The sequence below is a fragment of the Skermanella stibiiresistens SB22 genome (genome assembly GCF_000576635.1).
GTDB classification, from domain to species: domain Bacteria; phylum Pseudomonadota; class Alphaproteobacteria; order Azospirillales; family Azospirillaceae; genus Skermanella; species Skermanella stibiiresistens.
On record NZ_AVFL01000029.1, the window covers coordinates 1 to 23,949 of the forward strand.

A 23,949-nucleotide genomic window follows, 5' to 3' on the forward strand; every position below is an offset into this window, starting at 1 on the left:
GGTGAGGAATTTTGCCTTCCCATACTGGGGAAAATTGCCTGCACCTTGACAGACACTTCACGATCGTTATCCGGACCCGCCGTTCGAGCCTTTCCGGCGCGTTCTTGGCAAGCTGATGCTGGTATGGGGCGCACTGCTGCCGCTGATAGCGTTGCCCTACACCATGGTTGCCGACTATCCACCCGTGCCGTTGCTGATCCTGCCCCTGATGGCGGCCAGCGCCGCCGCCGAGCCCGGCGCGCTGGTGCTGGCCTATCACGATGTCATCGCCGGTTCGTTGACGCTGATCGGTATGGGTGTCTCGTTTCTGGTCTTGCCGAAGGCTTGACGAGGGCAACGGGGGGTGGGTTGACGTTGGCGGTGCCGAATAATGGTTGGTTTAAGAGGACCTATCATAACCCTAGCCGCCAACATCTAAGCAGTTGATTTTATTGCGTGAACGAAGGTTATGTTAGGCGCTCTAAGAGGGCGTCGCCCGTAGGTCGGATAAAGCGAAGCGGCATCCGACATCGACGCGCCTGCTTGTCGGATGCCGCTTCGCTTTATCCGACCTACGAGAACAAATATTGAGTCCGCCATTGCGCAGAATGGCGCCTTTCCCGCTCAATGGATCCTCGGATCAAGTCCGAGGATGACGAGTGCGGGATGGACGATGGTCAATCAAGTCTTTGGTGACGGAGTTTACCTTGGGCTCGGTAGTAATGTGACGATACTTTGGTGCCGCTTGTGACCTCACGTCAGCGCCGCCCGTACGCCCGTCGCCACGACATCGTCGTACGCCAGCGGCTTCGAGACGATGCCCATCGCGCGGGAGAAGTTCAGCATTCCCGCGATGGCGCTTTCCGGCAAGGCTGGGTCGTAGAACGGCGCGTCGCGGCGGATCAGGTCGGCGATCAGGGCCATCTCCTCCGGGGGGAACAGGTGGGATGCCACCTCGGTCGCCAGATCAGGCTGGCGTGTCAGCATCGCCTGCGCCTCGGCTACCGCGCGCGCCATGCCGATGGCTGCCGTGGGAGCCTTGGCGATCAGGCGGTCGGTGGTGGCGATGGTCGCCATGGTGCAGTCGAAGCCCTCGGGCGGGCCGTCGCCGCGGCGGGGGTCGAGCATCACCATGCCGATGCCTCGGCGCACCGCCAGTTCCGCCCCCATGCCATTGGCCCAGAAGCCGTCCAGCGTGCCCTCCGCCAAGGCTTGGGCCGCCGTCACGCCATAGTTGACCCGCGTGCCGGTGGCGCCGGGGATCGGCACGATCTCGACGCCGTCTCGGCCAATGCCGGGCGTGGTGTCGATGCCGGAGATTGCCAGCAAGCGTTCCAGCGTCAGCCGCACCCACGGTGCGGCACCAATCCTACAGCCCTTCAACCCCGCCAGATCTCCCCGCGTCAGGCCCAAGTCGGAGCGCATCACCAGGAACCAGTAGAGCCCGCGCGACTGCGCGCAGATCAGCTTGACGCCGTCCCAATCGGGAAAGGCGGAGGCGGCGGAATGGGACGAGCCGCCGACGAAATCGACGGTGCCATCGCGCAAGGCCCGATAAGCGGCGTCGACCGGCGAGATCACCTCAAGCTCGACGGTCAGTCCCTGCTTCCGGCACAGCCCCAGCTCGATCGCGGCGATGGCGGGGAAATAGGAGGGTGAGATCAGGTCGGGGATGGCGAGCTTCATTCCGCCGCACTCCGCTGGTCCATGGGAACCACCGTGTCCAAGCCGTCCAGGGCCGCCAGGATTCGCTCCCCCGTGAAGGGGGTCGTGGTCACCCGGGCGCCGGTGGCGTCCTCGATGGCGTTGGCGAGGGCGGCGGTCACGGCGAGCATGCCGCTCTCCCCCAGCCCCTTGGCGCCGAACGGCCCTGGTCCCATGCCGTGCTCCTCCACGAAACAGTCGAAGCGGTCCGGCAGGTCGGAGGCCATGGGCACGCGGTAGGCGCGGGGGTCGGCGTTTTCCGGCTGGGCGCCGTCGCGATAGCGCAGCTCCTCGAACAGCGACAAGCCATAGGCCTGGAGGGCGGCGCCGGCGATCTGGCCGACGCAGGACGCCATGTCGATGGCGTGGCCGGCGTCGCCGCCGACGATCAGTTGCAACACCCTCAGCCGCCCGGTCTCGCGGTCGATCTCGACCTCCGCCCCGGCCCAACTCGGCATCCAGAACAGGTTGCGGGCGCGCACCGGCGAGCGCTCGTCATAAGGCACCTTGATGCCGCCGCGTCCGATGAAGACATAGCCGACCCCGCCGAACCACGACATGATCAGGGGGGCGAGCGGATGCAGGTCGGCGCCGCGGCGGACCGCCCAGCCCTGGCCCGATTCCTCAAGGGTCAAATCCGCGGCCGGGCATTGCAGTTGTTCGGCGGCGAATTCCAGGATCTGGGCGCGGGCGTCCTCGGCGGCGCGCTGCACCGCCGTGCCCGTCACCGTCGTGCCGCAGCTGACATGGGTCCCGTTGTTCAGCGGCGTGCGGTCGGTGTCGATCGGCGCGTAGCGCGCGTTCGCCAGCGGCAGCCCAAGGGTGCGGGTGGCGATGCGGCACAGCGTGCTGCCCGCCCCCTGCCCTATCTCGGTCGTGGCGGCGCTGACCGTCACGGCGCCGGTGTGGCTGACGGTGACCGTCGCCTGGGCGTGGTTGCCGGTGCCGCCGCCATCCTTGATGCCGATCGCCAGCCCCATGCCCCGGCCGTTCCGATGGCCGGGGTGTTGGGAGCGTTCGTGATATCCCAAGCGGCGGCAGACCTCGTCCAGGCCGCGCCGCAGGTCGCTGTCCATGCCGCTGTCGCCGGGCGCGAAGGGCTCGCCGACGTCCAGCAGGTTGCGGCGGCGCATCTCGTAGGGGTCCAGGCCGATCCGGCGGGCGATCATGTCGATCTGGCATTCCGAAGCGTAGCTCGCCTGGGTGCCGCCGAAGCCGCGGTACGATCCCGCCGGGATTGTGGTGGTGCGGATGATCGAGGCGCGGCTGAACACCGACTTCCAGCGGTAGGGTCCGGTCACCCGGTAGGCCGCCTTGAGGGCCACCATCGCGCTGGCGTCGGCATAGGCTCCGCCGTCCAGTTTCAGTTCAGACCGGCGGGCGATCAGCCGTCCCTCGGCGTCGACGCCGGTCGTCAGGGTCAAGACGCCGGCGTGCTTGGTCAGCGTCAGCAGGCTCTCGTCCAGGGTCAGCGCCAGCCGGACCGGCGCCCTGGCCTTCATCGCCATCAGGACGATCAGCGGCTCCAGCTTGCAATAGCTCTTGCCGCCGAACCCGCCGCCGATCATCGGCGAATGCAGGCAGATGTCATTGACCGGCAGGCCGAACATGCGGCTGATGTCGGCCCGGATCATGAAGGGGTCCTGGTTGCAGGTCCACAGCTCGATCCGGCCGTCCTCGATCCGCGCCACGCCGGAATAGGGCTCCAGGTAATAGTGGCTGATCCGCGATATCGCGAAGCTGTCGGTGAAGACATGGGCGGCGCCGGCCAGATCGGTGTCGATCTCGCCACGCGCGTAGCCGTATTCGTACAGGACGTTGGGAGCGGGCTCGTTGCGGCTCCATGATCCGGCGCCGACGCCCAAGGGCGCTCCGGGATGCGGTTCGTCGAAGAGCACGGGAGCGCCGGGTGCCAGGGCGGCGTCCAGGGTCGGGACCGGCTCCAGCACCTCGTAGTCGACCGCGATCAGTTCCAGCGCCGCCAGGGCCGTCCGCTCGTCCATAGCGACCACCGCGGCGACGGGATCGCCGACATATCGGACCTTGCCGATGGCGATCAGCGGCTGGTCGCGAACCGAGAAGCCATGGTGCGGGTCCGGCAGCCGGGCCGCGTCCTCGCCGGTCACGACGCAGACGACGCCGGGCAGCGCCAGCGCGTGGGACGCGTCGATGCCGAGGATGCGGGCGTGCGGGTGCGGACTGCGCAGGAGCTTGGCGTGCCGCATGCCGGGAAGCGCCGCGTCGAAGGCGTAGCGCGTGCCGCCGCCGACTTTGTCGTTCAAGCCGTCCATTGGTCAGACGCTCCCTTGCCGCAGCAGCCGCGCCGCCGTGTGGACTGCGGAGATGATCGCGGAATAGCCCGTGCAGCGGCAGACGCCCGCCCCCAGCCAGGCCCGGATGGTCGCCTCGGTCGGGTCGGGATCGCGTTCCAGCAGGGCCCGCGTCGTCAGGATCATGCCGGCGGTGCAGTAGCCGCACTGGAACCCGCGCTCCTCCAGGAAGGCGCGCTGGATCGGGTCGGGAGCGCCGTCGGAAGCATTCGCGACACCCTCGATGGTCAGGACGGAGCGGCCCTCGACCTCGAAGGCGAAGGTCGAGCAGGCCGCCATCGGCGTGCCGTCGACCAGCACCGTGCAGGCGCCGCAGACCGCTTGGTCGCAGCCGATCCTGCAGCCGTGGAGCCCGTGATCCTCGCGCAGCACATCGACCAGCACCGCGTTGTCGGGTGCTCGGAGGCTGGCCGGTTTGCCGTTGAGGGTGAAGCCCCTGCCGTCGCCGGTCATGGTCGTGATCCCGCTGGTGGTGTGGTGTTCAGGGTGGTGCCGAGGGAGGTTTCCAGCAGGCGCCGGGTTAGGATCCGGATCATCCGGTTCCGGTAGGCTGCCGAGGCGATGCCGTCGTCCAAGGCGGGTGGCAGGCCGGACGCCAGACGGTGCGCCAGCGTCTCGGCATCGCTCCCGTCCAATGCGACGGCCGCGACGCCGGGCCGGGCGTGGGCGCAGGAGACCGACAGCCGCGCCGAAGTGGCGAGGCCGTCGCGCAGGTCGACGCCGAGATAGACGCAGGCGACGGGGCGCAGGGTGCGGTCGAAGGTCAGGCGGGTGACTTGTTGGGAGGGGATCTCGACCGCGCGCAGCAGCCGCGGCTCGCCGGCTTCCAGATTGGCCGCCGGAAGCCGCGTCTCGCCCTCGGGGCCGACCAGGACGAGCGTGGCGCCCAGCGCCAGCAGGGCCGGCATCAGGTCGTAGACGCCGTTGCCCGACATGACGCTGCCGCCGACCGTCGCCTTGCTCCGGATGCGGATGTTGGCGACGCCGCCGATCAGCGTGGCGAGGTCCGGCGCCATCGTCCGGACCAACTCGCTGTCGGCGAGGTGCTGGTAGGTGGTCAGCGCGCCGACCCGCAGCGCGCCGTCGTCCGTGCGCTCGATCGCGCGCAACTCGGCGAGGCCCGCGAGGGGGATCACCCGCTCCATCGGCGAGCCGTGCTTCAGGCTGTCGATCAGGTCGACGCCGCCGGCCATCCAGGTGGAGCGCCGCGCCTTTCTGAGGTCCAGGGCATCGGTCAGGCTGGTGGGGCGCGCCAGTGTGAAACCGGCGATCCGCTGGCGTCCGCGTAAGCCTATCAGGGGTGGGGCCGGTTCAAAGCTGTCCATGGGGCCTTATCTCGATCAGGTCGATGCTGGCGGTCGCGGGAGCGTTGACGGCGTGGAGGATCGCGTCGGCCACTTGTTCCGGCGTCAGCCATGCGAAGGTCTTGGCGGCATAGGAGGCCAGGACGGTGGGGTCGTCGACATCGCGCATGACGCCGGTCCGCACCAGACCCGGCGCCACCTCGGTCACCCGCACGCCTTTGGGCGCCAGTTCCATCCTCAGCCCTTGGGTGATGGCGGCGACCGCGTGCTTGGACGCGGCGTAGACGGCGGTGAACGGCGCCACCCGGCGGGCCAGCAGGGACGACACCATGACGATGTGGCCGGAGCCGCGCGCCGCCATCACCCGCGCGACGGGCTGGGTCAGCGCCAGCAGGGCCAGCACGTTGACCTGGAACACCCGCTCCCAGTCGGCGGGATCGCCCTCCAGGATCGCCGCGTGCTTGAGGGTGCCGGCGTTGTTGACCAGGATGTCGACACCGGCCGCCGCCTCGACCAGATGAGCGACGAAGGCGGTATCGGTCAGGTCGCCGGCCAGGGTGGTGATGGAGGGGTGCTCGCGGGCCAGGGCGTCCAGCGCCCGGGCGTCGCGGCCGGTCGCCAGCACCGAGGCCCCGGCCCTCGCCAGGGCCAGCGCGGTGGCCCGCCCGATGCCGGAACTGGCCCCGGTCACCAGGGCGCGTTCGCCGTTCATATCGCCTCCGCCAAGTCTATGTTTCCGTCGGACTCGGTCACCGGGACCGCCATCAGCTTCTGTCCGGCGCAGGGGCCGCGGACGCAGACCCCGTCCTCGCGGCGGAACAGCGCGCCGTGGGCGGTGCAGCGCAGCCAGCGGGGGCCGGGAGCCGTCACCCGATCCGCCACCCAGTCCAGCATGATCCCCATGTGCGGGCAGGCGTTGAGGTAGGCCACGGCGACGCCGCCTTGCCGCAGCACGATCAGGTTGCGGGTGTCGACGCCCTCGCCGATGCTGACCAGGATGGCGGCGCCCTCGGCCACGTCGTCGCTCCGGGCCAGCCGCCTCACCGGGTCAGACCACGTCGCCGGCCGACATGGGGGCGTCCAGCTTCCGCATCACCGCAATCTCCAGCAGCGTCACGACGCCGTACAGGATGACGCCGACCAGGCAGAGCAGGAACACCGCCGCCAGCGCCAGCGCCGTCTCCGCCGCCGAGGACGCGAACATGATGATGTAGCCGAGCCCGGCCTGTGCGGTGACGAACTCGCCCACGACGATGCCGATCACCGACATCGTCACCCCGACCTTCAAGCCGGCGAAGATGTAGGGCACGGCATAGGGGAAGCGGACGTTGACGAAGGTCTGCAAACCCGTGGCCGTCAGCGAGCGGCACAGCCGCAGCGCCGCCGGGCTGGTTCCCGCCAAGCCCGCCGCGGTCGAGACCGCGACCGGGAAGAAGGCGATGAACACCGCGAAGGCCAGCCGCGACGGCGTGCCGATGCCGAGCCAGACGATGAACAGCGGCGCCAGCGCCACCTTCGGGATGACCTGGAACAGCACCATGTTCGGGTAGATCGCCTGCCGCATCCGTTCCGACGAGGCGATCAGCGTGCCCAGCGTGATCCCCAGCAGCGACGCCAGCGAGAACCCCGCCACCGTCTCGGCCAGGGTCGGGATGGCGTGCTGCATCAGGATCGCGTGGTGCTGCGACAGAACGGCGAAGATGGCCGACGGCGGCACGATGATCATCGACGACACGCCGGAGATCCGGACCGCCACTTCCCACGCGGCGAACACGCAGATGACGAAGGCGAGCGGCAGCGCGACACGGCGGATCGCCGGGCCGTACAGTCGCCAGGAGGCCGGATGGACGGGCGTTACCGTCCGCTCCAGCCGCCCGGCTGTTGAGTTGACATCGACCGCCATGGGACCTCAGGAGACCAGCTTGCCGAATTCGGACGAGTTGGTCTTGACGCTCGCCCACTCGGCTTCGGTCAGCTTGAACTTGCCGGCGAAGCGGTTGCTGAAGACCTGATCGACCGTCGGGCGCTTCATCTCGGCGTTGCCGGTGTATTTCATGACGAGGTCGATCATCTCCTCGTAGACCTTGGGATCGCCCCAGCCGATGCCGTGGGTCATCGACTCCTCGCGCGCCATGGTGTGGTGGGCGAGGCCCAAGCCGATCCGGACGAACTCCTTGCCGTTGGCGGTCAGCCCGATCTCGGGAACCTCGCGGGCGAACAGCTCCAGCGACTCCTCCGGGTTGCGCATGGAATAGGCGATGGCCTCCATCAGCGCGTCGACCACCGCTTCCGACATGGCGGGGTCGCGTTGCAGGACCTCGGGGCGGGTGACGATGGTCTGGCCATAGGTCCGCATGCCGGTGGAGCTGTAGAGCAGCCAGCGGACAGGGATGCCCTTGGACAGCATGACCGGCAGGCTCGACGAGCCGACGCCCATGATGGCCGAGACCTGCTTCTCGGTCATCGCCCGCTCCAGCACCTTGTTGTCGAGGTGGATCAGCTCGACGTCGTCCATGCTCATCCCGGCCCGGTCCATGAAGGCGGGGAAGAACGGGTATTCGGCGGAACCCGGCACCGCGCCGATCTTGAGGCCCTTCAGGTCGGTGGCCGCCTTGATCGGGCTGTCCTGGAGGACGCCGACCCCCATCGTCGCGTCATAATCGGACGTGGCGATGGCGGTCAGCGGCAGGCCCTTGGCGATCGACAGGATCAGCGGGGTCGAGATCACGATGCCGTAGTCGAACTGCCCCGCCGCGATGCTCTGCGCCGCCGGCAGCGAGCCGTAGCCGCGCGAGATTTCCACATCCAGCCCGCGCTGGGCGAAGAAACCCTTGGCCTTGGCGAGGTAGACGTAGAGCGAGGAGCCCTGCGCCAGCCAGGCCAACGTGAACTTGACCGGCTTGTTGGCCGCGATGGCGGGAGCCGACAGGGGGCCGGCCGCCGCCAGGGCGGCGCCGGCGGCGGTCGCCTTCAACAGGGTCCGGCGCGAGAAGTTGGTGGGGATCAGCGTCATGATGGCTCCTGTTCGGGCGGTCGTGTTTAGGCGGTGTCTTAGGCGGCGGCGGCGAATTCGGGGATGATCGGGCTGTCGGCGGTGATGATCTCGCCGGCGCGGACCACCATCTCCGGCTTGAGGAAGCGGTCGGTCTTGACCTTGACGCCATTGCTGTCCTCCAGCATCCACTCGCCCTCCAGCACGCGGAAGATCGAGACGTCGGCGGGGGCGCCGGGACGGAGCGTCGCGATCTCGCCGGACAGGCCCAGCATCGCGGCGGAGTTGGCCGTGGCCATTCGCACCAGGTCCGGCAGCTCGATGCCCAGCGCCATCAGCTCCGTCATGGCGTGCAGCATTCCGAGCGGCGTGGAATACGGGCTGTCGTCGACCGGCGCGTCGTCCGGCGCCAGATCGGTGTCGGTGAAGATGCCCCGGTACCAGCGCTTCTCGCCCGTCAGCTTGACGTTGTAGCCGTGCTGGTCGGCGCCGATGGTGAACGGCATGATGCCGCCGTCGAGCACCGCCTTGGCGTTGTCGAACGAGAAGTGCGCGCCGCGACCGACGTCGATCCGGACACCCTTGTCCAGCGCCTCGCGGACCAGCGGATGGATCGAACCGTCGGCCGAGACGAAGCCGCTGGGATAGCGGGTGAACGGGTGGGCCAGGATGTCGCCCTCGTCCAGCAGCGGCACGACCTCGTCGATGATGGTCTTGGCGTCGACGCTGACACCGGCCTTCTCCGGCCACAGGGTTCCCAGGTGGACGTAGACCGGCAGTTTGACCTCGCGGGACGCCTGCTTGGCGAGCTTGAGGGATTCGACGCCCCAGCGCGAATAGCCACCGGGCTCGGCGTGGGCCTTGATGCCCTTGATCAGGCCGGGATTGTCGGTCGCGGCCTTGACGATGGCGCCGACATTGATGCCGGTCGGGCCGTAGAGGTCGACGTATTTGTGACCGAGCAGGCCTCCCGCCAGATAGGCCGAGACGTAGCACAGCACGCGCGTCTTCGACGGCTCGACGATGAAGTGCTTGAAGCCGTCGATGGTCAGCGCGCTGGCGCCGCCCTGGTCGACCACGGTGGCGACGCCCGAGCGGACGCCGACCATGTCGGGGTTGAGGCCGAAGTCGCCGCTGACGTGCTGGTAGACGTGGGCGTGGGTGTCGATGATGCCGGGGGTGACGACCGAACCCTCGACCGAAACGCGCTTGGCGTCGGCCGCCTCGACCGTTGGCGCGATGGCGACGATCTTGCCGCCGCCGATGCCGATATCCATGATGCCATCCAGCCCGTTGGCCGGATCGAGCACCCGGCCGCCGGTCAGGATCATGTCGATCTGGCCGGGCATGGCGCCGACAGTTCCGTTCTCGCTGGTGCGTTCCTTGGTGTGTTCCATGGTCGAAACCTCCGTTATCAGAGCCGGCGGGGCTTCAGCCCGCCGCCGGGTGGTGTTTGTCGAGAAAGCCGTCGAGCGCCGCGTCGAACGCGGCCGGTTGCTCGATCGGGATCATGTGGCCGGCGCCAGGCACTTCGGCGTAGGCCGCGTTCGGGATGGCCGCCGCGATGTCGCGCATTCCCGCCGGCGGCGTCAGCGTGTCCGCCGTCCCGGCCAGGACCAGGACCGGCATGGCCAGCCCGGCGTGATGGACGGTCGCGTCATAGCCGTAGCCGGCCCGCATGGCGTGGGCCAAGGCTGACTGGTCGTGACCGGCGCGCCATGCCACGAACCGGGCCAGCTCGGCCGGATGCGCCGCCCGCCACGCTTCGGAGAAGACGCTGTCGGCGGCGACCCTGGCCGCCGCCTCGGCGCCTTCGGCTGCCTGGGCCGCCAGCCGCTTCTCCATGTTGGCGCGGCCCGCCTCTTGGAACTTGCCCGACGTGCTGACGAGGCACAGCGCAGACACCAGGTCCGGCCGCTTGGCCGCCAGGATCTGCGCCGTCATGCCCCCTTGCGAGAAGCCCACGACGCAGGCACCGGCGACGCCCAGGGCGTCCAGCAGCGCCGCCCAGTCGGCGGCGTATTGGTCGATCGAGTACGGCCCGTCCGGCTTGTCGCTCTCGCCATGGCCCCGCGTGTCGGCCGCGATCACCCGGTACCGTCCCGACAGCCGCTCGACCTGGGGGCGCCACAGGTTGCGGTCCCAGCCAAGCCCATGGACCAGCACGACCGCCCTGCCCTCCCCCGCGATGGTCGCGGCCATCCGGATCTCCCCGGCGGCGATCCGGTCCAATGGCAGGCTGGTGGGAAAGGGGAACAGGGCGTCGGGCATCAAGGCCTCTTCTTGGTTGGGTGATCAGGCGAGATAGGTTCGGCGGACGATCCGCTCGGCCAGCACGACGGCGCCGAACAGGACCAAGCCGACGATGCACAGCATCAGCAGGGCGGAGAAAATGCCGACCGTCTCCATCCGCGAGGACGAGTACAGGATGTAGAAGCCCAGCCCGGCGCGGGACGAGATGAACTCGGCCACCACCACGCCGATGATCGCCATGGTCGAGGCGATCCGCATGCCGTTGAACAGGTAGGGCAGCGCGAAGGGAACGCGGACCTGGAAGAACGTCTGCACGCCGCTGGCCGCCAGCGACCGGCACAGCCGGAGCGACACGGGATCGGTGTTGGAAAGCCCGACCGTGGTCGAGATCACGACCGGAAAGAAGCTCATGAACACCGCGAAGGCGAGGCGGGACGGCGTGTCGATGCCCAGCCAGATGATGAACATCGGCGCCAGCGCGATCTTGGGGATCAGCTGGAACGCCACGAGGTTCGGCTGCAGGATCTCCCGCGCCAACGGGAACGCCGCCATCAGCCCCGCCAGCGTGGCGCCCGCCGCGGTCGCCAGGACGAAGGCGCCCAGCGCCTCCAGCCCGGTGTGCCGCGCGTGGTTGAGCAGGGCCGGCAGGTTGGTCAGGAAATGCGCGCCGATCTCGCTCGGCGCCGGCAGGATCACGCGGGGGATCTGGAACGCCACGGTGACGATCTGCCAGACGATCAGCACCGACAGCGCCGTCGCCACCGGCAGGATGACGGCCATGTTCGCCCGGATCAGCCGCCTCACCCGCGAGGGAGCGGCGATGTCGAGGATCGCGGCGCCGGAGCTGTTGGCGGTGATGCTCACGCTCCCCTCCGTCCGGGTTGCAGCACGGGGCCGTCGCCGGAGCGGCGGCCCTGGGCGGCGCCGTGCCCGCTCTCGATCAGCGAGCGCAGATAGACGCAGATCTCGTTGAATTCCGGCGAGCCGCTGACGTCGCGCGGACGGGGCCGGCCGAATGGGATGCGGATGTCCTCCACGATGGTGGCGGGACGCCTTGTCATCACCAGCACCCGGTCGGCCAGCAGCACCGCCTCGCGGATGCTGTGGGTCACGAACAACGCGGTCTTGGTGTACTGCTCCCAGATGTCGAGCAACGCCTCGCCCATCTCGTCGCGGGTGATCGCGTCCAAGGCGGAGAACGGCTCGTCCATCAGCAGGATGTCCGGATCGTAGACCAGGGCGCGGCAGATCGCGACCCGCTGGCGCATGCCGCCCGAAAGCTGGTGGGGCTTCTTGTCCTCGAAGCCGTGCAGCCCGACCATGTCGATCAGCGACCGCGCCCGCTCGGTGTACTCGGCCATCGGGCGCTTCAGGATCTTGATCGGGAACAGGATGTTCTCGAGCACGGTCTTCCAGGGCAGCAGCGAGGCGTCCTGGAACATCACGCCGATGCTGGGGCGCGGCTGGGTCATCGCCACGCCCTCGATATCGATCCGGCCCGAGGTGATGCTCTCCAAGCCGCCGCACATCATCAGCAGCGTGCTCTTGCCGCAGCCGCTCGGCCCCAGGATGGCGACGAACTCGCCGCGCTTGACGTCGAAGCTGACGCCGCTGACCGCCTCGGTCCGCTCGCGCCCGGTGTCGTAGATCTTGCGGACGCCATCGACGCTGATCGCGGTGCCGGCGGTGCCGCTCTCGGTGCCGGCTCCGGCGTCGGGGACGATCTGGGTGTCGACGGTCCTCAGGGGTGCGACGCTCATTGGAAGAACCCCGCGTATTCGCGTGTGGCGGCCATGGCGGTGTCGAACTCGGCGGACGTCAGGGTGGCGGCGCCGACGAACTTGTTGGTCATCACGCCGTCGACGGCGGGCCGGTTGTCGCCCGGCGCCGACAGGTGCTTCATCACCAGATCGGTCATCCGTTCATAATCCGCCGCGGCTCCGTAGCCGATCGGGTTGGAGCGCAGGATGTCGTTCATCATCGACATGCGGAACAGGCCGAGCCCGACCTTCGCCTGGGTCTTGCCGCCGGGGGTCAGCGCCACCTCGGGCACCTGCTTGACGAAGATGTCCAGCGCCTCGTCGGGCTTGAGCAGGCAGAAGTGGATGGCCTTGGACAGGCCGTCGACCATCGCCTTGCAGACCTCGGGCTCCTCGGCCAGGCGCTGGGGCTGGGTCATCAGGGCGTTGTTGTAGAAGCTCATGCCGTGCTGGCTGTAGAGCGAGAACTTGGTCTTGATGTTGTTGGCGACGAACACCGGCAGGAAGCTGACCGCGAAACCCGAGATCGCGCTGACCTGCTTCTCGATCAGGATGCGCTGGCGCACCGCCGCGTCGACCTGCACCACCTCGACCTTGGAGAAGTCGAAGCCGGCGTTGGACGCGAAGGCCGGCAGGAAGGGGAATTCGCCCGATGTCGCGGTGGCGCCCAGCTTCTTGCCTTCCAGGTCCTTCATGGACTTGATCGGCGAGTCCTCGAGGTAGCAGACGCCCATGGTGCTGTCGTAGCCGCAGCTCATCAGCTGCATGACCGGCAGGCCCTTGGCGGTCTGCTGGATGCCGGCCGATGCCGCCGCCAGCCCGAAGTCGAACTGCCGGTTGCCGACCGCCTGCGCCGCGGCCAGCGAGCCGTAGCCGCGCGCGATATCGACATCCAACCCACCCTCGGCCCAATAGCCATTGGCCTTGGCGACATAGGCGAACAGGTTGCCGCCCTCCGCGACCCAGGGCAGCGTGAAGGTCACCTTGCGGGTGGCCGCCCGCGCGGCACGGGGAACGATCGCCGAAGCCGCGGCGATGGCGCCAAACGCCTTTAGTACGTCACGCCGGTTGGAAGTAATGCCTCGCACCATTCACCTCGTTATCTGATCGCCGAATACCGGTGTCACGCCGGACAAGACGCGTTATGGATCGCGATTATCGACACGGGCGCGTTCCCAAGGATTTCGCGGGAGAACAACGCCAGGGTCACTTGCCGGCGCGATACGGTGTCGCAATCCCCGTGCCAAATGGTCTCAGCCGCGCGGTCACTGGATTATCGCTGCCCCGCTGCGGGCATTGCCGTTATTAGGCGCCTCTTGAATGGGCAAAACGTCGCGGTTGGGTGGGGGACAGGGCGGGATCTAGGGCGGGGGAAACGCGATACGCCAGTATTTACCGCCTCCTCGGCGGTCTCGCGATGATGGTCGATTTATACGCACCGACTGCACAGCCCGAAGGCAATCGTCAGTATACTGAGTAATTTTCGCCGGAGGCATGCGACGGGGGTTTTCAGCGGCCACGGGCGGTCCTAGCGGATGGCGACCCGAATACCCTCGAATTCCACATGGCACGGGGGTTGCGTGAATGCCGCCACTCTCGTTGAAAGCAGGGACGGCGAAATGGCTGCCAAGAAGTCGGAATTCGGTGTGGGCGCGTCGATCGAGCGCCTTGAGGACGATCGCTACCTGCGAGGCCGAGGCCGCTTCGTCGCCGATATCCAAATGCCGGGCATGCTCGACATCGCCTTTGTCCGAAGCCCCGTGGCCCATGCCCGCATCCGCTCGATCACCAAGCCGGAAACCGGCGGCGATGGCGTGTTCGTCGCGGCCGACCTGGCCGGCGTCAGCGGCATCCGGGCGGATTCCGGATTGCGGGGTTTCCGGAGCTCGATCCAGCCGATCCTGGCCCACGACAAGGTGCGCCATGTCGGCGAGCCGATCGCCGCCTGCGTCGCCACCTCCCGCGCCCGGGCGGAGGACTTGGCGGAGTTGGTGACGGTCGAGTTCGACGAGTTGCCCGCCGTGTCGGAGATGACCCGCGCCCGCGACGCCGACGCGCCGCTGCTGCACGAGGACTGGGACGAGAACGTCTTCCTGGAGACAGCCGTCGACACCAATTTCGCGGCCAGCATCGCGAGCGCCACTGTCGTGATCAAGCGCACCTACCGGACGGCGCGCCAATGCATGGCTCCGATGGAGGGGCGTGGCGTCGTGGCGGTGTGGGACAATCAGGCGGAACAGCTCGTCCTCCACACCTCGACCCAGATGCCGCACATCGTCCGCACCGGGTTGTCGGCCTCGCTCGGGCTGGACCACTCGCGCATCCGGATCGTGGCGCCCGATGTCGGGGGCGGCTTCGGCTACAAGGGCATCCTGCTGACCGAGGAGGTCTGCGCCGCCTGGCTGGCGATGAAGCTGCGCCGCCCGGTCCGCTGGATCGAGGACCGGCGCGAGCACCTGACCGGCGGGGCCAATTGCCGCGAGCACCATTACGAGATCACCGGCTACGCGGCGGCGGACGGCCGCCTGCTGGCGGTCGATTGCGAGGCGATCGTCGATAGCGGCGCCTATTCCATATACCCGTTCTCGGCCTGCCTGGAGGCGGCCCAGGTCGCCAGCATCCTGCCGGGCCCCTACCGGATGGACGGCTACCGCTGCCGCACCTGGTCGGTGGCGTCGAACAAACCGCCGATCCTGCCCTACCGCGGCGTCGCGCGCACCGGCGTCTGCTTCGCGATGGAGATGCTGATGGATGGGCTGGCCCACGAGCTTGGCATCGAGCCGTGGGAGATCCGCCAGCGCAACTTGGCGGAACCGCACCAGATGCCCTTCACCAACATCACCAACAAATACTTCGACAGCGGCGACTATCCGGAGGCGCTTCGCCGCGCGGTCGAGGCGATCGACATCGCCGCGATCCGCCGCCGGCAGCGGGTTGATGAGGGGGGAAGTGGCGGGCGTCACCGGATCGGGGTCGGCCTGTCGATCTTCTGCGAGCAGGGCGCCCATGGCACCTCGGTCTATCATGGCTGGGGCATCCCGATGGTGCCGGGCTTCGAGCAGGCGACCGCTCGGCTGACGCCGGACGGTGGGCTGGAAATCAGGGTCGGCATCCAGAGCCACGGGCAGGGGCTGGAAACCACGCTGGCGCAGATCGCCTACGAGGAATTGGGCATCAAGCCGGAGGCGGTCCGCGTCGTCCATGGCGACACGGCGCTGACCCCCTACTCCACCGGAACCTGGGGCTCCCGCTGCATCGTGATGGCGGGGGGCGCCGTCGCGGCTGCCGCGGCCAAGCTGGGTGACCGCATCCGGCACATCGCGGGCCACCTGCTCCAAGCGGCGCCCGACAGCGTCATCCTGGCCGATGGCGTTGCGCGCGCCGGCGCCGGTGAGATCCCGCTGAGGGAGATCGGCCGCCTGTGGTATCTGGCGCCGCAGCACCTGCCACCGGATGTCGATCCGGGTGGATTGGAGGTGACGCAGGGCTACCGCACGGTTCGGGACACCGGGACGTTCTCCTATGCCTGCCACGCGGTCACCGTCTCGGTCGATCTGGCGCTGGGCGACGTCAAGCTGCTGGACTACGTGATCGTCGAGGATGGCGGCGTGCTGATCAACCCAATGGTGGTGGATGGGCAGGTGCTGGGCGGAGCGGCCCAAGGCATCGGCACCGCGCTGTACGAGGAGATGCGGTTCGACGGCACCGGCCAGCCCATGGCCGCGACGCTGGCCGATTACCACCTGCCGGGCGCTCCGGAGGTGCCCGCCATCCGCATCCTGCACATGGAGACCCCCTCCCCACTCAGCCGGTTCGGCCAGAAGGGCATTGGCGAGAGCGGCGCCATCGGGCCGCCCGCCGCGATCGGCAACGCGGTCAACGACGCCCTGCGGTCTCTGGACGCCCGGATCTGGGAACTGCCGATCACGCCGGAACGCGTGCTGGCCGCCGTGGCGGAGGCCGAGGGCAAGGCCCGGATCGGAGAAGCGGCATGAAGCCCGTCGCCTTCGACCTGACCACCGCAACCGCGGCCCCGCACGCCGTGGCGCTGCTCTCCAATGTGGACATCGAGGCCAAGATCATCGCCGGCGGCCAGTCGCTGGGGCCGATGCTGAACCTGCGGCTGGCACGGCCAGGGCACTTGATCGACGTGACGCGCGCCAAGGATCTGCGCGGTGTGGTGGATGAGGGCTCCGCCCTGCTGTACGGCGCGGCGGTCACCCACGCGGAGATCGAGGATGGCGCGGTGCCGGACGCGACCGGCGGCTGGCTGCAAGCCATCGCCAGCCGCATCGCCTATCGGGCGGTGCGCAACCGCGGCACGATGGGCGGCAGCCTCGTCCATGCCGATCCCGCCGCCGATTGGGTCGTGACGCTGACGGCGTTGGGCGCCGTGGCGGTGATCGCCGGTCCCGGCGGCGCCGCGCGCGAGGAGCCGCTGTCCAGCTTCATCGCCGGTCCCTTCACGACCACCCTGAAACCGGGCGAGATCCTGACCGGCATCCGTCTCGCCAAGCGGACCGCCGACGCCCGCTGGGGCTATTGGAAATTCACCCGCAAGGTTGGGGAATTCGCCAAGGCCAGCGCCGCGGTGCTGATCGACCCCGGCGCCGGTGACACCCGCGTCGTGGTCGGCGCCATCGAACAACCGCCCATCATCCTGCCCGCCGGTGACGCCGAAGCCGTCATCGCCGGCCGCCTGCCCATCGAGGAAGCCTTGCGCCGCGCCCTGCCCCACCGCCCACCCGCCTCCCTCGTCCTGCACGCCGTAGCCGTCCGGGAAGCCCTCGGCATCGCCGGCGCCGCTGGGTTCCCGGCACAGGACCAGGGAGCCGCGTGATGAACGCGATCACCCTTCGCATCAACGACCGCGCGGTTTCCGCCGAGGTCGAGCCACGGATCCACCTCGCCGACTTCCTGCGCGAGGACCAGCTTCTGACCGGAACGCATATCGGCTGCGAGCACGGCGTCTGCGGCGCCTGCACGCTGATGGTCGATGGCCGGCCGGTCCGCTCCTGCCTGACCTTCGCGGCTGGTTGCGGCGACGCCGAGGTCAGGACGATCGAGAGCTTCGACGACGATCCGCTGATGACGCGGCTGCGCGCGGCGTTCTCGCGCCACCACGCGCTCCAGTGTGGCTTCTGCACGCCGGGCATGCTGGTGACGAGCTATGACATCGTCCGCCGCCTGCCCCACGCCGACGAGGCGCGCATCCGCGAGGAGTTGTCGGGCAACCTGTGCCGCTGCACCGGCTATGCCGGCATCGTGGCGGCGATCCAGGACGTGCTGTCCGCTCCGCCGGCCGCACCGGTGCAGCCGCTGACACGCCCGGCCCCCACCGCGCCGGCGGCGGTGATGGGTGCTCCCGCGGTGACGGGGGCGACCTCCCGGCCGTCCGTGGCGGCTCCGCGCGAAGAGGCCCCCTCCCCCGCCCTGCCGCCGCTGGACGGGGCGATCACCGATGGGGTGACGTTGACGCGTGCCATACCGCTCGACCTGCCACCGGATCAGGTTTGGGCGCTGGTGCAGCGGATCGACGCGGTGGTCGCCTGCCTGCCCGGCGCCCGGCTGATCGGCGCCACCTCGGGCGAAGTCCTGGATGGGACCTTCACCATCGCCATCGGGCCGATGCGGGCGACCTTCGCCGGCAAGGCCGCCGTCAGCTTCGACGCGGCCAGCCGCTCCGGCACGGTGCGCGGCCGCGGCGGCGACGCGCGCAGCCGGTCGTCCGCCGATGGCGCCATGGGCTTTCGCGTCGCGGAGGGGGTTGCTGGAGGCTCCCGCGTCGAGGTTGACCTGACATACAGGCTGAAGGGTCCGCTGGCGCAGTTCGGCCGCCCAGCCATCGTGTCCGGCATCATCGACCGCCTGCTGGCCGACTTCGCGGCCAACCTCACCGCCTTGGCCGAAGGTCGCGAGGGGGCCGTGACGACGGAGCCGCCGAGCGGTTTCCGTCTGGTGCTGGGCGCCCTCGCGGCCCGGTTCCGGCGGCTGTTGGGCCGATGATGGCACCGGTGATCCGCATGTCGTATGGTGCGGTCCGCAATAGGAACGAAGGGTTTCATGACACCGCCCGCCGACTGCTTCGCCACCGAGGTCGAGCCGACCGACCGGTGGCGCTCGCTCCCAATCCACGAGCGCCCTGGCTTTCTGATCCGGCGCCTGCATCAGATCCACGTGGCGCTGTTCGCGGAGGAATGCGCGGGCGAGAACATCACGCCGGTGCAGTACAGCGTGCTGACCGCCTTGGATCATCTGGGGACCGCCGACCAGACCGCGCTGGCGCATGCCGTCGGTCTGGACCGGACCAACATCGCCGACGTGCTGGCTAGGCTCGACAAGCGGGGCCTGATCGACCGGCGGGTGGCCACGGAGGATCGGCGGATGAAGCTGGCCACCTTGACCACGACGGGACGCGAGACCCTGGTTCGTCTGGCGGACGGCGCCAGCCGCGCGCATCTGCGGACCGTCGAGACGCTTCCCGCGCAGGAACGGAACGCCTTCGTCGAGGCGATGAAGCGGCTGGTCGACGCCAACAACGATGTCGGGCGGGCACCCTTGCTGCTGAGCTGACGGGATTTCGGCCGGACGGGTTCTTCTTGGCGCTTGACAGGTGTGCGGCGATCGATCCTGATTGTCCGGACAATTAAGGTGCCGAGGAGTGTTGCATGACCGATCCCCTGCTGATCAAGACCGTGATCCACGCGTGGCATGGCGTGACGCTGGATGATGCCGATGCCGCCGGAGCGGTGCTGGCGCTTGACCGCTCGCTGGAGGCCTTGAAGGCGGCCGGTGCCGGCGAACTGGGCTTCGACCACGACAAGGGCCTGTTCCAGGCCCAACTCGTCAAGGCCGGAGCGACGCCATGAGCAACGTGGAACCGTGGAAGCTCTCCCTTCGCGACGCCGCCGACGCCATACGAGCGGGCACCTTGAAGTCCGAGGCGCTGGCGGAAGCTTGCCTGGACCGGATCGCGCGCACGGAGGACCTGAACTGTGTCGTCGCGGTCGATCGCGGCCAGGCGCTGTCCGCCGCCCGTGCCGCCGACGCGGCCGTCGCGGCGGGGCGTGAGTTGGGGCCGCTGCATGGGGTGCCGCTGGGTCACAAGGATATGTTCTACCGGGCTGGCCGGGCTTCGGACTGTGGAACGACCATTCGCCGCGGCTTCGTTCCCGATCACACCTCGGCGGCGTTGGAGCGGCTGGATTGGGCTGGCGCCCTCGACATCGCGCGGCTTCACATGTCCGAATTCGCGATGGGCCCGAGCGGGCACAACGCGCATCTGGGCCGGTGCCGCAACCCATGGAACCCGGATTACATCACCGGAGGGTCATCCAGCGGATCGGGCGCCGCCGTCGCGGCTCGGCTGGTGTTCGGCGCCCTGGGTTCGGACACGGGCGGTTCCGTCCGGCTGCCTGCCGCGATGTGCGGCGTGGTGGGACTGAAGCCGACGCAGGGGCGGATCAGCCGGTATGGCATCATGCCCCTGTCGGAATCACTCGACTGCGTCGGGCCGCTCGCGCGGACGGTGCGGGATGTGGCGCGGCTGATGGATGTCCTGGCGGGATATGATCCACGGGATACCGGCACGGTCGCGGCTCCGGTGTCGGATTACGAGGCGGGGCTGGACAGGGCAGGCGGCCAGCGTCTCGACGGCGTTCGGATCGGCGTGCCCACAAGCTTCTATTTCGACGGCATCGACGCCGAGGTGGCGAACCGCGTCGAAGAGGCGATGCGGGTGCTGGAAGGGTTGGGTGCCGTCCTCTCCGACGTCCCCCTGCCCGACCATGACCAGATCGCCGAACTCGCCAACGTCACTTTCACCCCGGAAGCGGCGATGCTGCACCTGCCCTGGCTGCGGGAACGGCCCGATGATTACGGACCGCAGGTACGGGCGCGATTGCTTCAGGGATTGGTGATCCCGGCGACAGCGTACCTCCAGGCGAAGAGTTTGCGGGGTGTCCTGTTGAAGTCGATGTTGGAGGGGCCGTTCGCCCAATGCGACGCCTTGGTAACGCCGATGCTGGGAACCCCGGCACCGACCGGCGCCGAGACGGACGTGGCGGCGGGCGAGGGCATGGCCGCCGTGGTGGGCAAGCTGGCCCACATGACCCGCCCGGTCTCCTATCTGGGGCTCCCTGCCCTGTCCATGCCGGCTGGCTTCACCAGCAACGGCTTGCCAACCGCGATCCAACTGATCGGCAAGCCCTTCGCCGAAGCGACCCTGCTGGGCATCGGCGACGCCTACGAGCAAGCCACCCATTGGACCGAACACGCGCCGCCCCTCTGAACCCGTGTGCGGAACCGCACACCGTATATCGTGGCCGCTCGCGGCTGGCCGCCAGCACTTCGTAGGTCGGCTAGAGCGAAGCGGCGGCCGACAAGCGGGCGCGTCGGGAGTGGCGTCGGCTGCCGCTTCGCTCTAGCCGACCTACGTTCACGGCCTTTGATACGGCCATGGCGGAAAGCAATCATGTGCGGTTCCGCACACAGCCAACGGAAACTTACCCTGCCCGCCCCAGACCATCGTTGACATTGGGTCTGTGTGGTCCGAAACATCGCGCCACACAGACCCAAATGATTTAGAGGCTGGAGATGGCGCGTACCGTCAAGAAGACAAGCAACACCACCGAAACGCTTGTCGAGGATCGAGGCGCCGGCGAACCGGTTACTCCTCCCCTCAAACGAACTTTCCGTCTCGCCGTGACCAACTTGAAAGGCGGCGTCGCCAAGACCACGACGGCGGTCAACGTCGCCTGGGGGCTGGTCGATGCCGGACTCAGTTGCCTGATCGTCGATCTGGACATGCAGGCCAACGCGACATCCGACCTTGGTTTCGACATCACGGAGGTTCGGGAGAATGGCCTGAACATGGCCTCCGTGCTGCGCAACCAGTGCGAAATCGACGGCATCCTCCTTCAGTATGGTGAAACCGACCTGTGGGTGGCGCCAAGCTCCAAGGCCTTGACCGATGCCGAGCGTATGCTGAGCAACGAGATCGGCGGGGAGAAGCGACTGGCCCAAAAGCTGAAGGCGGTCGAAGGTAGGTTCGACGTCATCATCTTCGACTGCGGCCCCAACCTGAACCTGCTGACGATCAACGCCCTGAGCCTGGCCGACTACCTGATCATCCCGGTTCAGACCGAGTATCTGGCGGCCCATGGCACTCTGAGCCTATTGGATACCGTGGCGCAGGTGCGGGACAACTATAATCCCGGCCTGACGATTCTGCCGATCCTGCCGACCATGTATACCGCGAAGAACAGTCAGGAACAGGCGACGCTGGGCGAATTGAACCGGCTGGTGTCCGATCTCGTCCCCATCTTCGAACCGGTGCCGCGCGCCACCGTGTTCAGCAAGGCGTCGGCCGCCGGGCACCCTGCCCTGCGCGCCAGTGCCCGGTCGAAGGCTGTCGGCACGTACCGCGACTACGTCAAACTCATCCTCAAGCACATCAGAGCGGCCCAGGCGGCTCAGGGAAAGGCTGGTTGATCCATGGCTAATCTTCTCGCTCGCCGCTCGTCCGACAACATCCAGCGTCAGGTCCGCGAACTCGCGGGCAAAGGTGGCGAAGCCGATCCGAACGGCCGCCAACAGCGCATTCCGGTTAACAGCGTTCGGCCCAATCCGAACCAGCCGCGCAAGAACGTCGATCCGGGAAAGATCGCGGCGCTCGCCGACAACATCCGCAAGGTTGGTCTGATCAACCCGATCACCGTCGTCTGGCTGGCCGAGGGCGAGTACGAGCTTCGCGCTGGACAGCGCCGGCTCATGGCCCACGAGCATATGGGCGAACAAACCATCCTCGCCCGCGTCTTCCTGAAGAGCGATCCAGCGGTAGCCATCGCCGAGAACCTGATGCGGGAGGACTTGGACGTCGTGGAGACGGCCCTGGCCTTCCGGAGCCTGATGGAGCAACTCGGCATCACCGACCAATCGGCGATCGCCGATCTCGTCGGGATGGAGCGCTCCCGGATCAGCCGTATCCTTGGCGTGCTGAGGATGCCTCAGGATATCCTCGACGAATATCAGGACATGGCCGATCAGGTGTCCGCCGCGCGGCTGTTCGAGGTCGCGTCGGCTGGGACCGAGGAACGTCAACGGCAGCTTTGGCATCTCGCGAAGGCTGGTTTGACCGAGCGCGAGTTGCGTGACGCCAAGCGCGCGGAGAGTCCGATCGAGGTCAACCCGAAGCAGTCGCCCAAGTCGGCGGCTGGTGGTGATCGGGAGACACGACCGGTCAAGCCGGGCAAGCAGTTGCTGGGGCTGATGGAGCGCCTCACGACATCGTTCGATGATCTGGAAATCCAACGGGCCAGCATCGACGATGATCATCGGTGCCGTATGGAGGCTCTGCGTGACCAGATCGATCGGTTGCTGAAAGCCGGATCCGGAATGGTGGATTAGGGCAGGGGGCGCGTGTGCGGTTCCGCACGCGAGCTTCAAAGACCCCTGTGCGGAACCGCACAGACAGAAGACCAAAAAGAGAGAGAAGACCAAAAAGGAGGAACACCGTCATGACCGTTTGGCCGGACACCCGGATCATCGACCTACTCGGTATTGACCTCCCGATCGTCCAGGGGCCAATGGCGGGAGCGACCACTCCGGAGATGGTTATCGCCGTTAGCGAGGCGGGAGGATTGGGCTCCCTGCCCTGTGCGATGCTGACCCCGAAACAGGCCCGCGAAGTCCTTGATCAAATCCGTCAAGCGACGTCGCGGCCGATCAACGTCAACTTCTTCTGCCACGAACCGCCATCGCCGGACGCCGCCCGTTCCATGGCGTGGCGGTCGCGTCTGGCTCCGTACTATGTTGAACACGGGGTCGACCCGGAAGCACCGATCCCGGTTTCCAACCGGGCGCCGTTCGATGGCGAGTTCTGCTCCCTGATAGAGGAATATAGTCCTGAAGTCGTGAGTTTCCATTTCGGCCTGCCAGCCGATGCCCTGCTCTCCCGTGTGAAGGCGACCGGCGCCAAGGTCATAGCTTCGGCCACGACGGTCGCCGAAGCTCTCTGGCTGGAGGCGCGCGGCTGTGACGCGATCATCGCCATGGGCATGGAGGCGGGCGGCCATCGCGGCAGCTTCCTGTCGAACGACTTGATTGGCGACATGGCCCGGCAAGTCGGAACCTTCGCTCTTGTCCCGCAGGTGGTCGACGCCGTGCGCGTGCCGGTCATCGCGGCGGGTGCCATCGCCGACGCGCGCGGGATCGTCGCCGCCTTGTCGCTGGGAGCCTCCGCCGTCCAGATCGGAACCGCTTATCTATTCACCCCGGAAGCGAAGATCACCCCCGTCCACCGCGAAGCGCTCAAGACCGCCAGCGCCGATGACACCGTCATCACCAATGTCTTCACCGGACGTCCAGCGCGCGGCATCGTCAACCGCCTCATAAGGGAGGTCGGGCCGCTTTCGGATCTGGCGCCGGCCTTTCCGCTGGCGGGTGGCGCGCTGGTCCCACTGCGGGCCGCGACCGAACCGACGGGGTCGTCGGACTTCACCAACCTGTGGGCGGGGCAGGGGGCTCCGCTGGCGAGGGAGATGTCCGCCGGTGACCTGACGCGTCATCTCGCCAAGGAGGCATTGGCCAAGCTGACCGGTTTTCCCCAAGGCCGAACGTAGTACCTC

23 protein-coding genes are annotated in these 23,949 nt (G+C 68.0%); 10 read left to right on the plus strand and 13 right to left on the minus strand.

Translation table 11 applies throughout. The features are described 5' to 3' along the window. The first annotated feature begins 115 nt into the window (after nt 1-115). Nucleotides 116-328, plus strand: a complete 213-nt coding sequence (locus N825_RS28000; protein WP_037459264.1) for a hypothetical protein — start codon at nt 116-118, stop codon at nt 326-328. 404 nt (nt 329-732) lie between these two features. On the opposite strand, the gene N825_RS28005 is transcribed toward N825_RS28000, so the two are convergent. Genes N825_RS28005 through N825_RS28065 form a run of 13 tightly spaced genes read right to left on the minus strand, consistent with a single transcriptional unit; the run spans nt 733 to nt 13,413 of the window. Further along, nucleotides 733-1,665, minus strand: a complete 933-nt coding sequence (locus N825_RS28005; protein WP_037459265.1) for an ABC transporter substrate-binding protein — start codon at nt 1,663-1,665, stop codon at nt 733-735. After that, nucleotides 1,662-3,974 (minus strand): xanthine dehydrogenase family protein molybdopterin-binding subunit, encoded by a 2,313-nt coding sequence (locus tag N825_RS28010; protein ID WP_051513346.1) that lies wholly within the window; start codon nt 3,972-3,974, stop codon nt 1,662-1,664. Before N825_RS28010 ends, N825_RS28005 begins: the two co-directional genes overlap by 4 nt. Nucleotides 3,975-3,977: 3 nt before the next feature. Further along, on the minus strand, nt 3,978-4,466 hold the full coding sequence (locus N825_RS28015) for a (2Fe-2S)-binding protein (protein WP_037459266.1): 489 nt from the start codon (nt 4,464-4,466) through the stop codon (nt 3,978-3,980). After that, complete coding sequence (locus tag N825_RS28020) at nt 4,463-5,338, minus strand: FAD binding domain-containing protein (RefSeq protein WP_037459267.1); 876 nt, start codon at nt 5,336-5,338, stop codon at nt 4,463-4,465. Before N825_RS28020 ends, N825_RS28015 begins: the two co-directional genes overlap by 4 nt. After that, a complete protein-coding gene (locus tag N825_RS28025) occupies nt 5,325-6,029 on the minus strand; it encodes an SDR family oxidoreductase (RefSeq protein WP_037459268.1) in 705 nt (234 codons plus the stop codon). Before N825_RS28025 ends, N825_RS28020 begins: the two co-directional genes overlap by 14 nt. Further along, nucleotides 6,026-6,361: a Rieske (2Fe-2S) protein gene (locus tag N825_RS28030; RefSeq protein ID WP_051513348.1), complete on the minus strand. Its 336-nt coding sequence runs from the start codon at nt 6,359-6,361 to the stop codon at nt 6,026-6,028. Before N825_RS28030 ends, N825_RS28025 begins: the two co-directional genes overlap by 4 nt. A gap of 4 nt (nt 6,362-6,365) precedes the next feature. Further along, on the minus strand, nt 6,366-7,220 hold the full coding sequence (locus N825_RS28035) for an ABC transporter permease (RefSeq protein ID WP_051513349.1): 855 nt from the start codon (nt 7,218-7,220) through the stop codon (nt 6,366-6,368). Nucleotides 7,221-7,226: 6 nt separating this feature from the next. Next, nucleotides 7,227-8,330 carry an ABC transporter substrate-binding protein gene (locus N825_RS28040; protein ID WP_037459269.1) on the minus strand — a complete coding sequence of 368 codons (1,104 nt, stop codon included), beginning with the start codon at nt 8,328-8,330 and terminating at the stop codon, nt 7,227-7,229. A 38-nt stretch (nt 8,331-8,368) separates the two neighbouring features. Then, complete coding sequence (locus N825_RS28045; protein ID WP_051513350.1) at nt 8,369-9,706, minus strand: amidohydrolase/deacetylase family metallohydrolase; 1,338 nt, start codon at nt 9,704-9,706, stop codon at nt 8,369-8,371. 34 nt (nt 9,707-9,740) lie between these two features. Next, nucleotides 9,741-10,580, minus strand: coding sequence for an alpha/beta fold hydrolase (locus N825_RS28050; RefSeq protein WP_051513353.1), 840 nt, complete (start codon nt 10,578-10,580; stop codon nt 9,741-9,743). A gap of 24 nt (nt 10,581-10,604) precedes the next feature. After that, entirely contained in the window at nt 10,605-11,426 is an 822-nt protein-coding gene (locus tag N825_RS28055) for an ABC transporter permease (RefSeq protein WP_037459271.1), read from the minus strand. Next, nucleotides 11,423-12,322 carry an ABC transporter ATP-binding protein gene (locus tag N825_RS28060; protein ID WP_084165130.1) on the minus strand — a complete coding sequence of 300 codons (900 nt, stop codon included), beginning with the start codon at nt 12,320-12,322 and terminating at the stop codon, nt 11,423-11,425. Before N825_RS28060 ends, N825_RS28055 begins: the two co-directional genes overlap by 4 nt. Beyond that, nucleotides 12,319-13,413: an ABC transporter substrate-binding protein gene (locus N825_RS28065; protein WP_037459274.1), complete on the minus strand. Its 1,095-nt coding sequence runs from the start codon at nt 13,411-13,413 to the stop codon at nt 12,319-12,321. The genes N825_RS28060 and N825_RS28065 overlap by 4 nt, the downstream gene beginning before the upstream one ends. Before the next feature lie 528 nt (nt 13,414-13,941). Here N825_RS28065 and N825_RS28070 point away from each other — a divergent pair. From N825_RS28070 to N825_RS28110, 9 genes are all read left to right on the plus strand, one after another. Then, entirely contained in the window at nt 13,942-16,317 is a 2,376-nt protein-coding gene (locus N825_RS28070; protein WP_037459275.1) for a xanthine dehydrogenase family protein molybdopterin-binding subunit, read from the plus strand. Next, entirely contained in the window at nt 16,314-17,162 is an 849-nt protein-coding gene (locus N825_RS28075; RefSeq protein WP_051513355.1) for an FAD binding domain-containing protein, read from the plus strand. The genes N825_RS28070 and N825_RS28075 overlap by 4 nt, the downstream gene beginning before the upstream one ends. Beyond that, nucleotides 17,162-18,328, plus strand: coding sequence for a xanthine dehydrogenase family Fe-S subunit (locus N825_RS40940; RefSeq protein WP_037459277.1), 1,167 nt, complete (start codon nt 17,162-17,164; stop codon nt 18,326-18,328). Before N825_RS28075 ends, N825_RS40940 begins: the two co-directional genes overlap by 1 nt. 57 nt (nt 18,329-18,385) lie before the next feature. After that, nucleotides 18,386-18,895 carry a MarR family winged helix-turn-helix transcriptional regulator gene (locus tag N825_RS28085; protein ID WP_037459278.1) on the plus strand — a complete coding sequence of 170 codons (510 nt, stop codon included), beginning with the start codon at nt 18,386-18,388 and terminating at the stop codon, nt 18,893-18,895. Nucleotides 18,896-18,990: 95 nt separating this feature from the next. Beyond that, on the plus strand, nt 18,991-19,191 hold the full coding sequence (locus N825_RS28090) for a hypothetical protein (RefSeq protein ID WP_037459279.1): 201 nt from the start codon (nt 18,991-18,993) through the stop codon (nt 19,189-19,191). Beyond that, nucleotides 19,188-20,612, plus strand: coding sequence for an amidase (locus N825_RS28095; protein WP_037459280.1), 1,425 nt, complete (start codon nt 19,188-19,190; stop codon nt 20,610-20,612). The genes N825_RS28090 and N825_RS28095 overlap by 4 nt, the downstream gene beginning before the upstream one ends. Nucleotides 20,613-21,025: 413 nt before the next feature. Beyond that, entirely contained in the window at nt 21,026-21,814 is a 789-nt protein-coding gene (locus N825_RS28100) for a ParA family protein (RefSeq protein WP_198038926.1), read from the plus strand. 3 nt (nt 21,815-21,817) lie between these two features. Then, entirely contained in the window at nt 21,818-22,729 is a 912-nt protein-coding gene (locus N825_RS28105; RefSeq protein ID WP_037459282.1) for a ParB/RepB/Spo0J family partition protein, read from the plus strand. Between the two features lie 110 nt (nt 22,730-22,839). Next, nucleotides 22,840-23,943: an NAD(P)H-dependent flavin oxidoreductase gene (locus N825_RS28110; protein WP_037459284.1), complete on the plus strand. Its 1,104-nt coding sequence runs from the start codon at nt 22,840-22,842 to the stop codon at nt 23,941-23,943. The last annotated feature ends 6 nt before the right edge of the window (nt 23,944-23,949 follow it).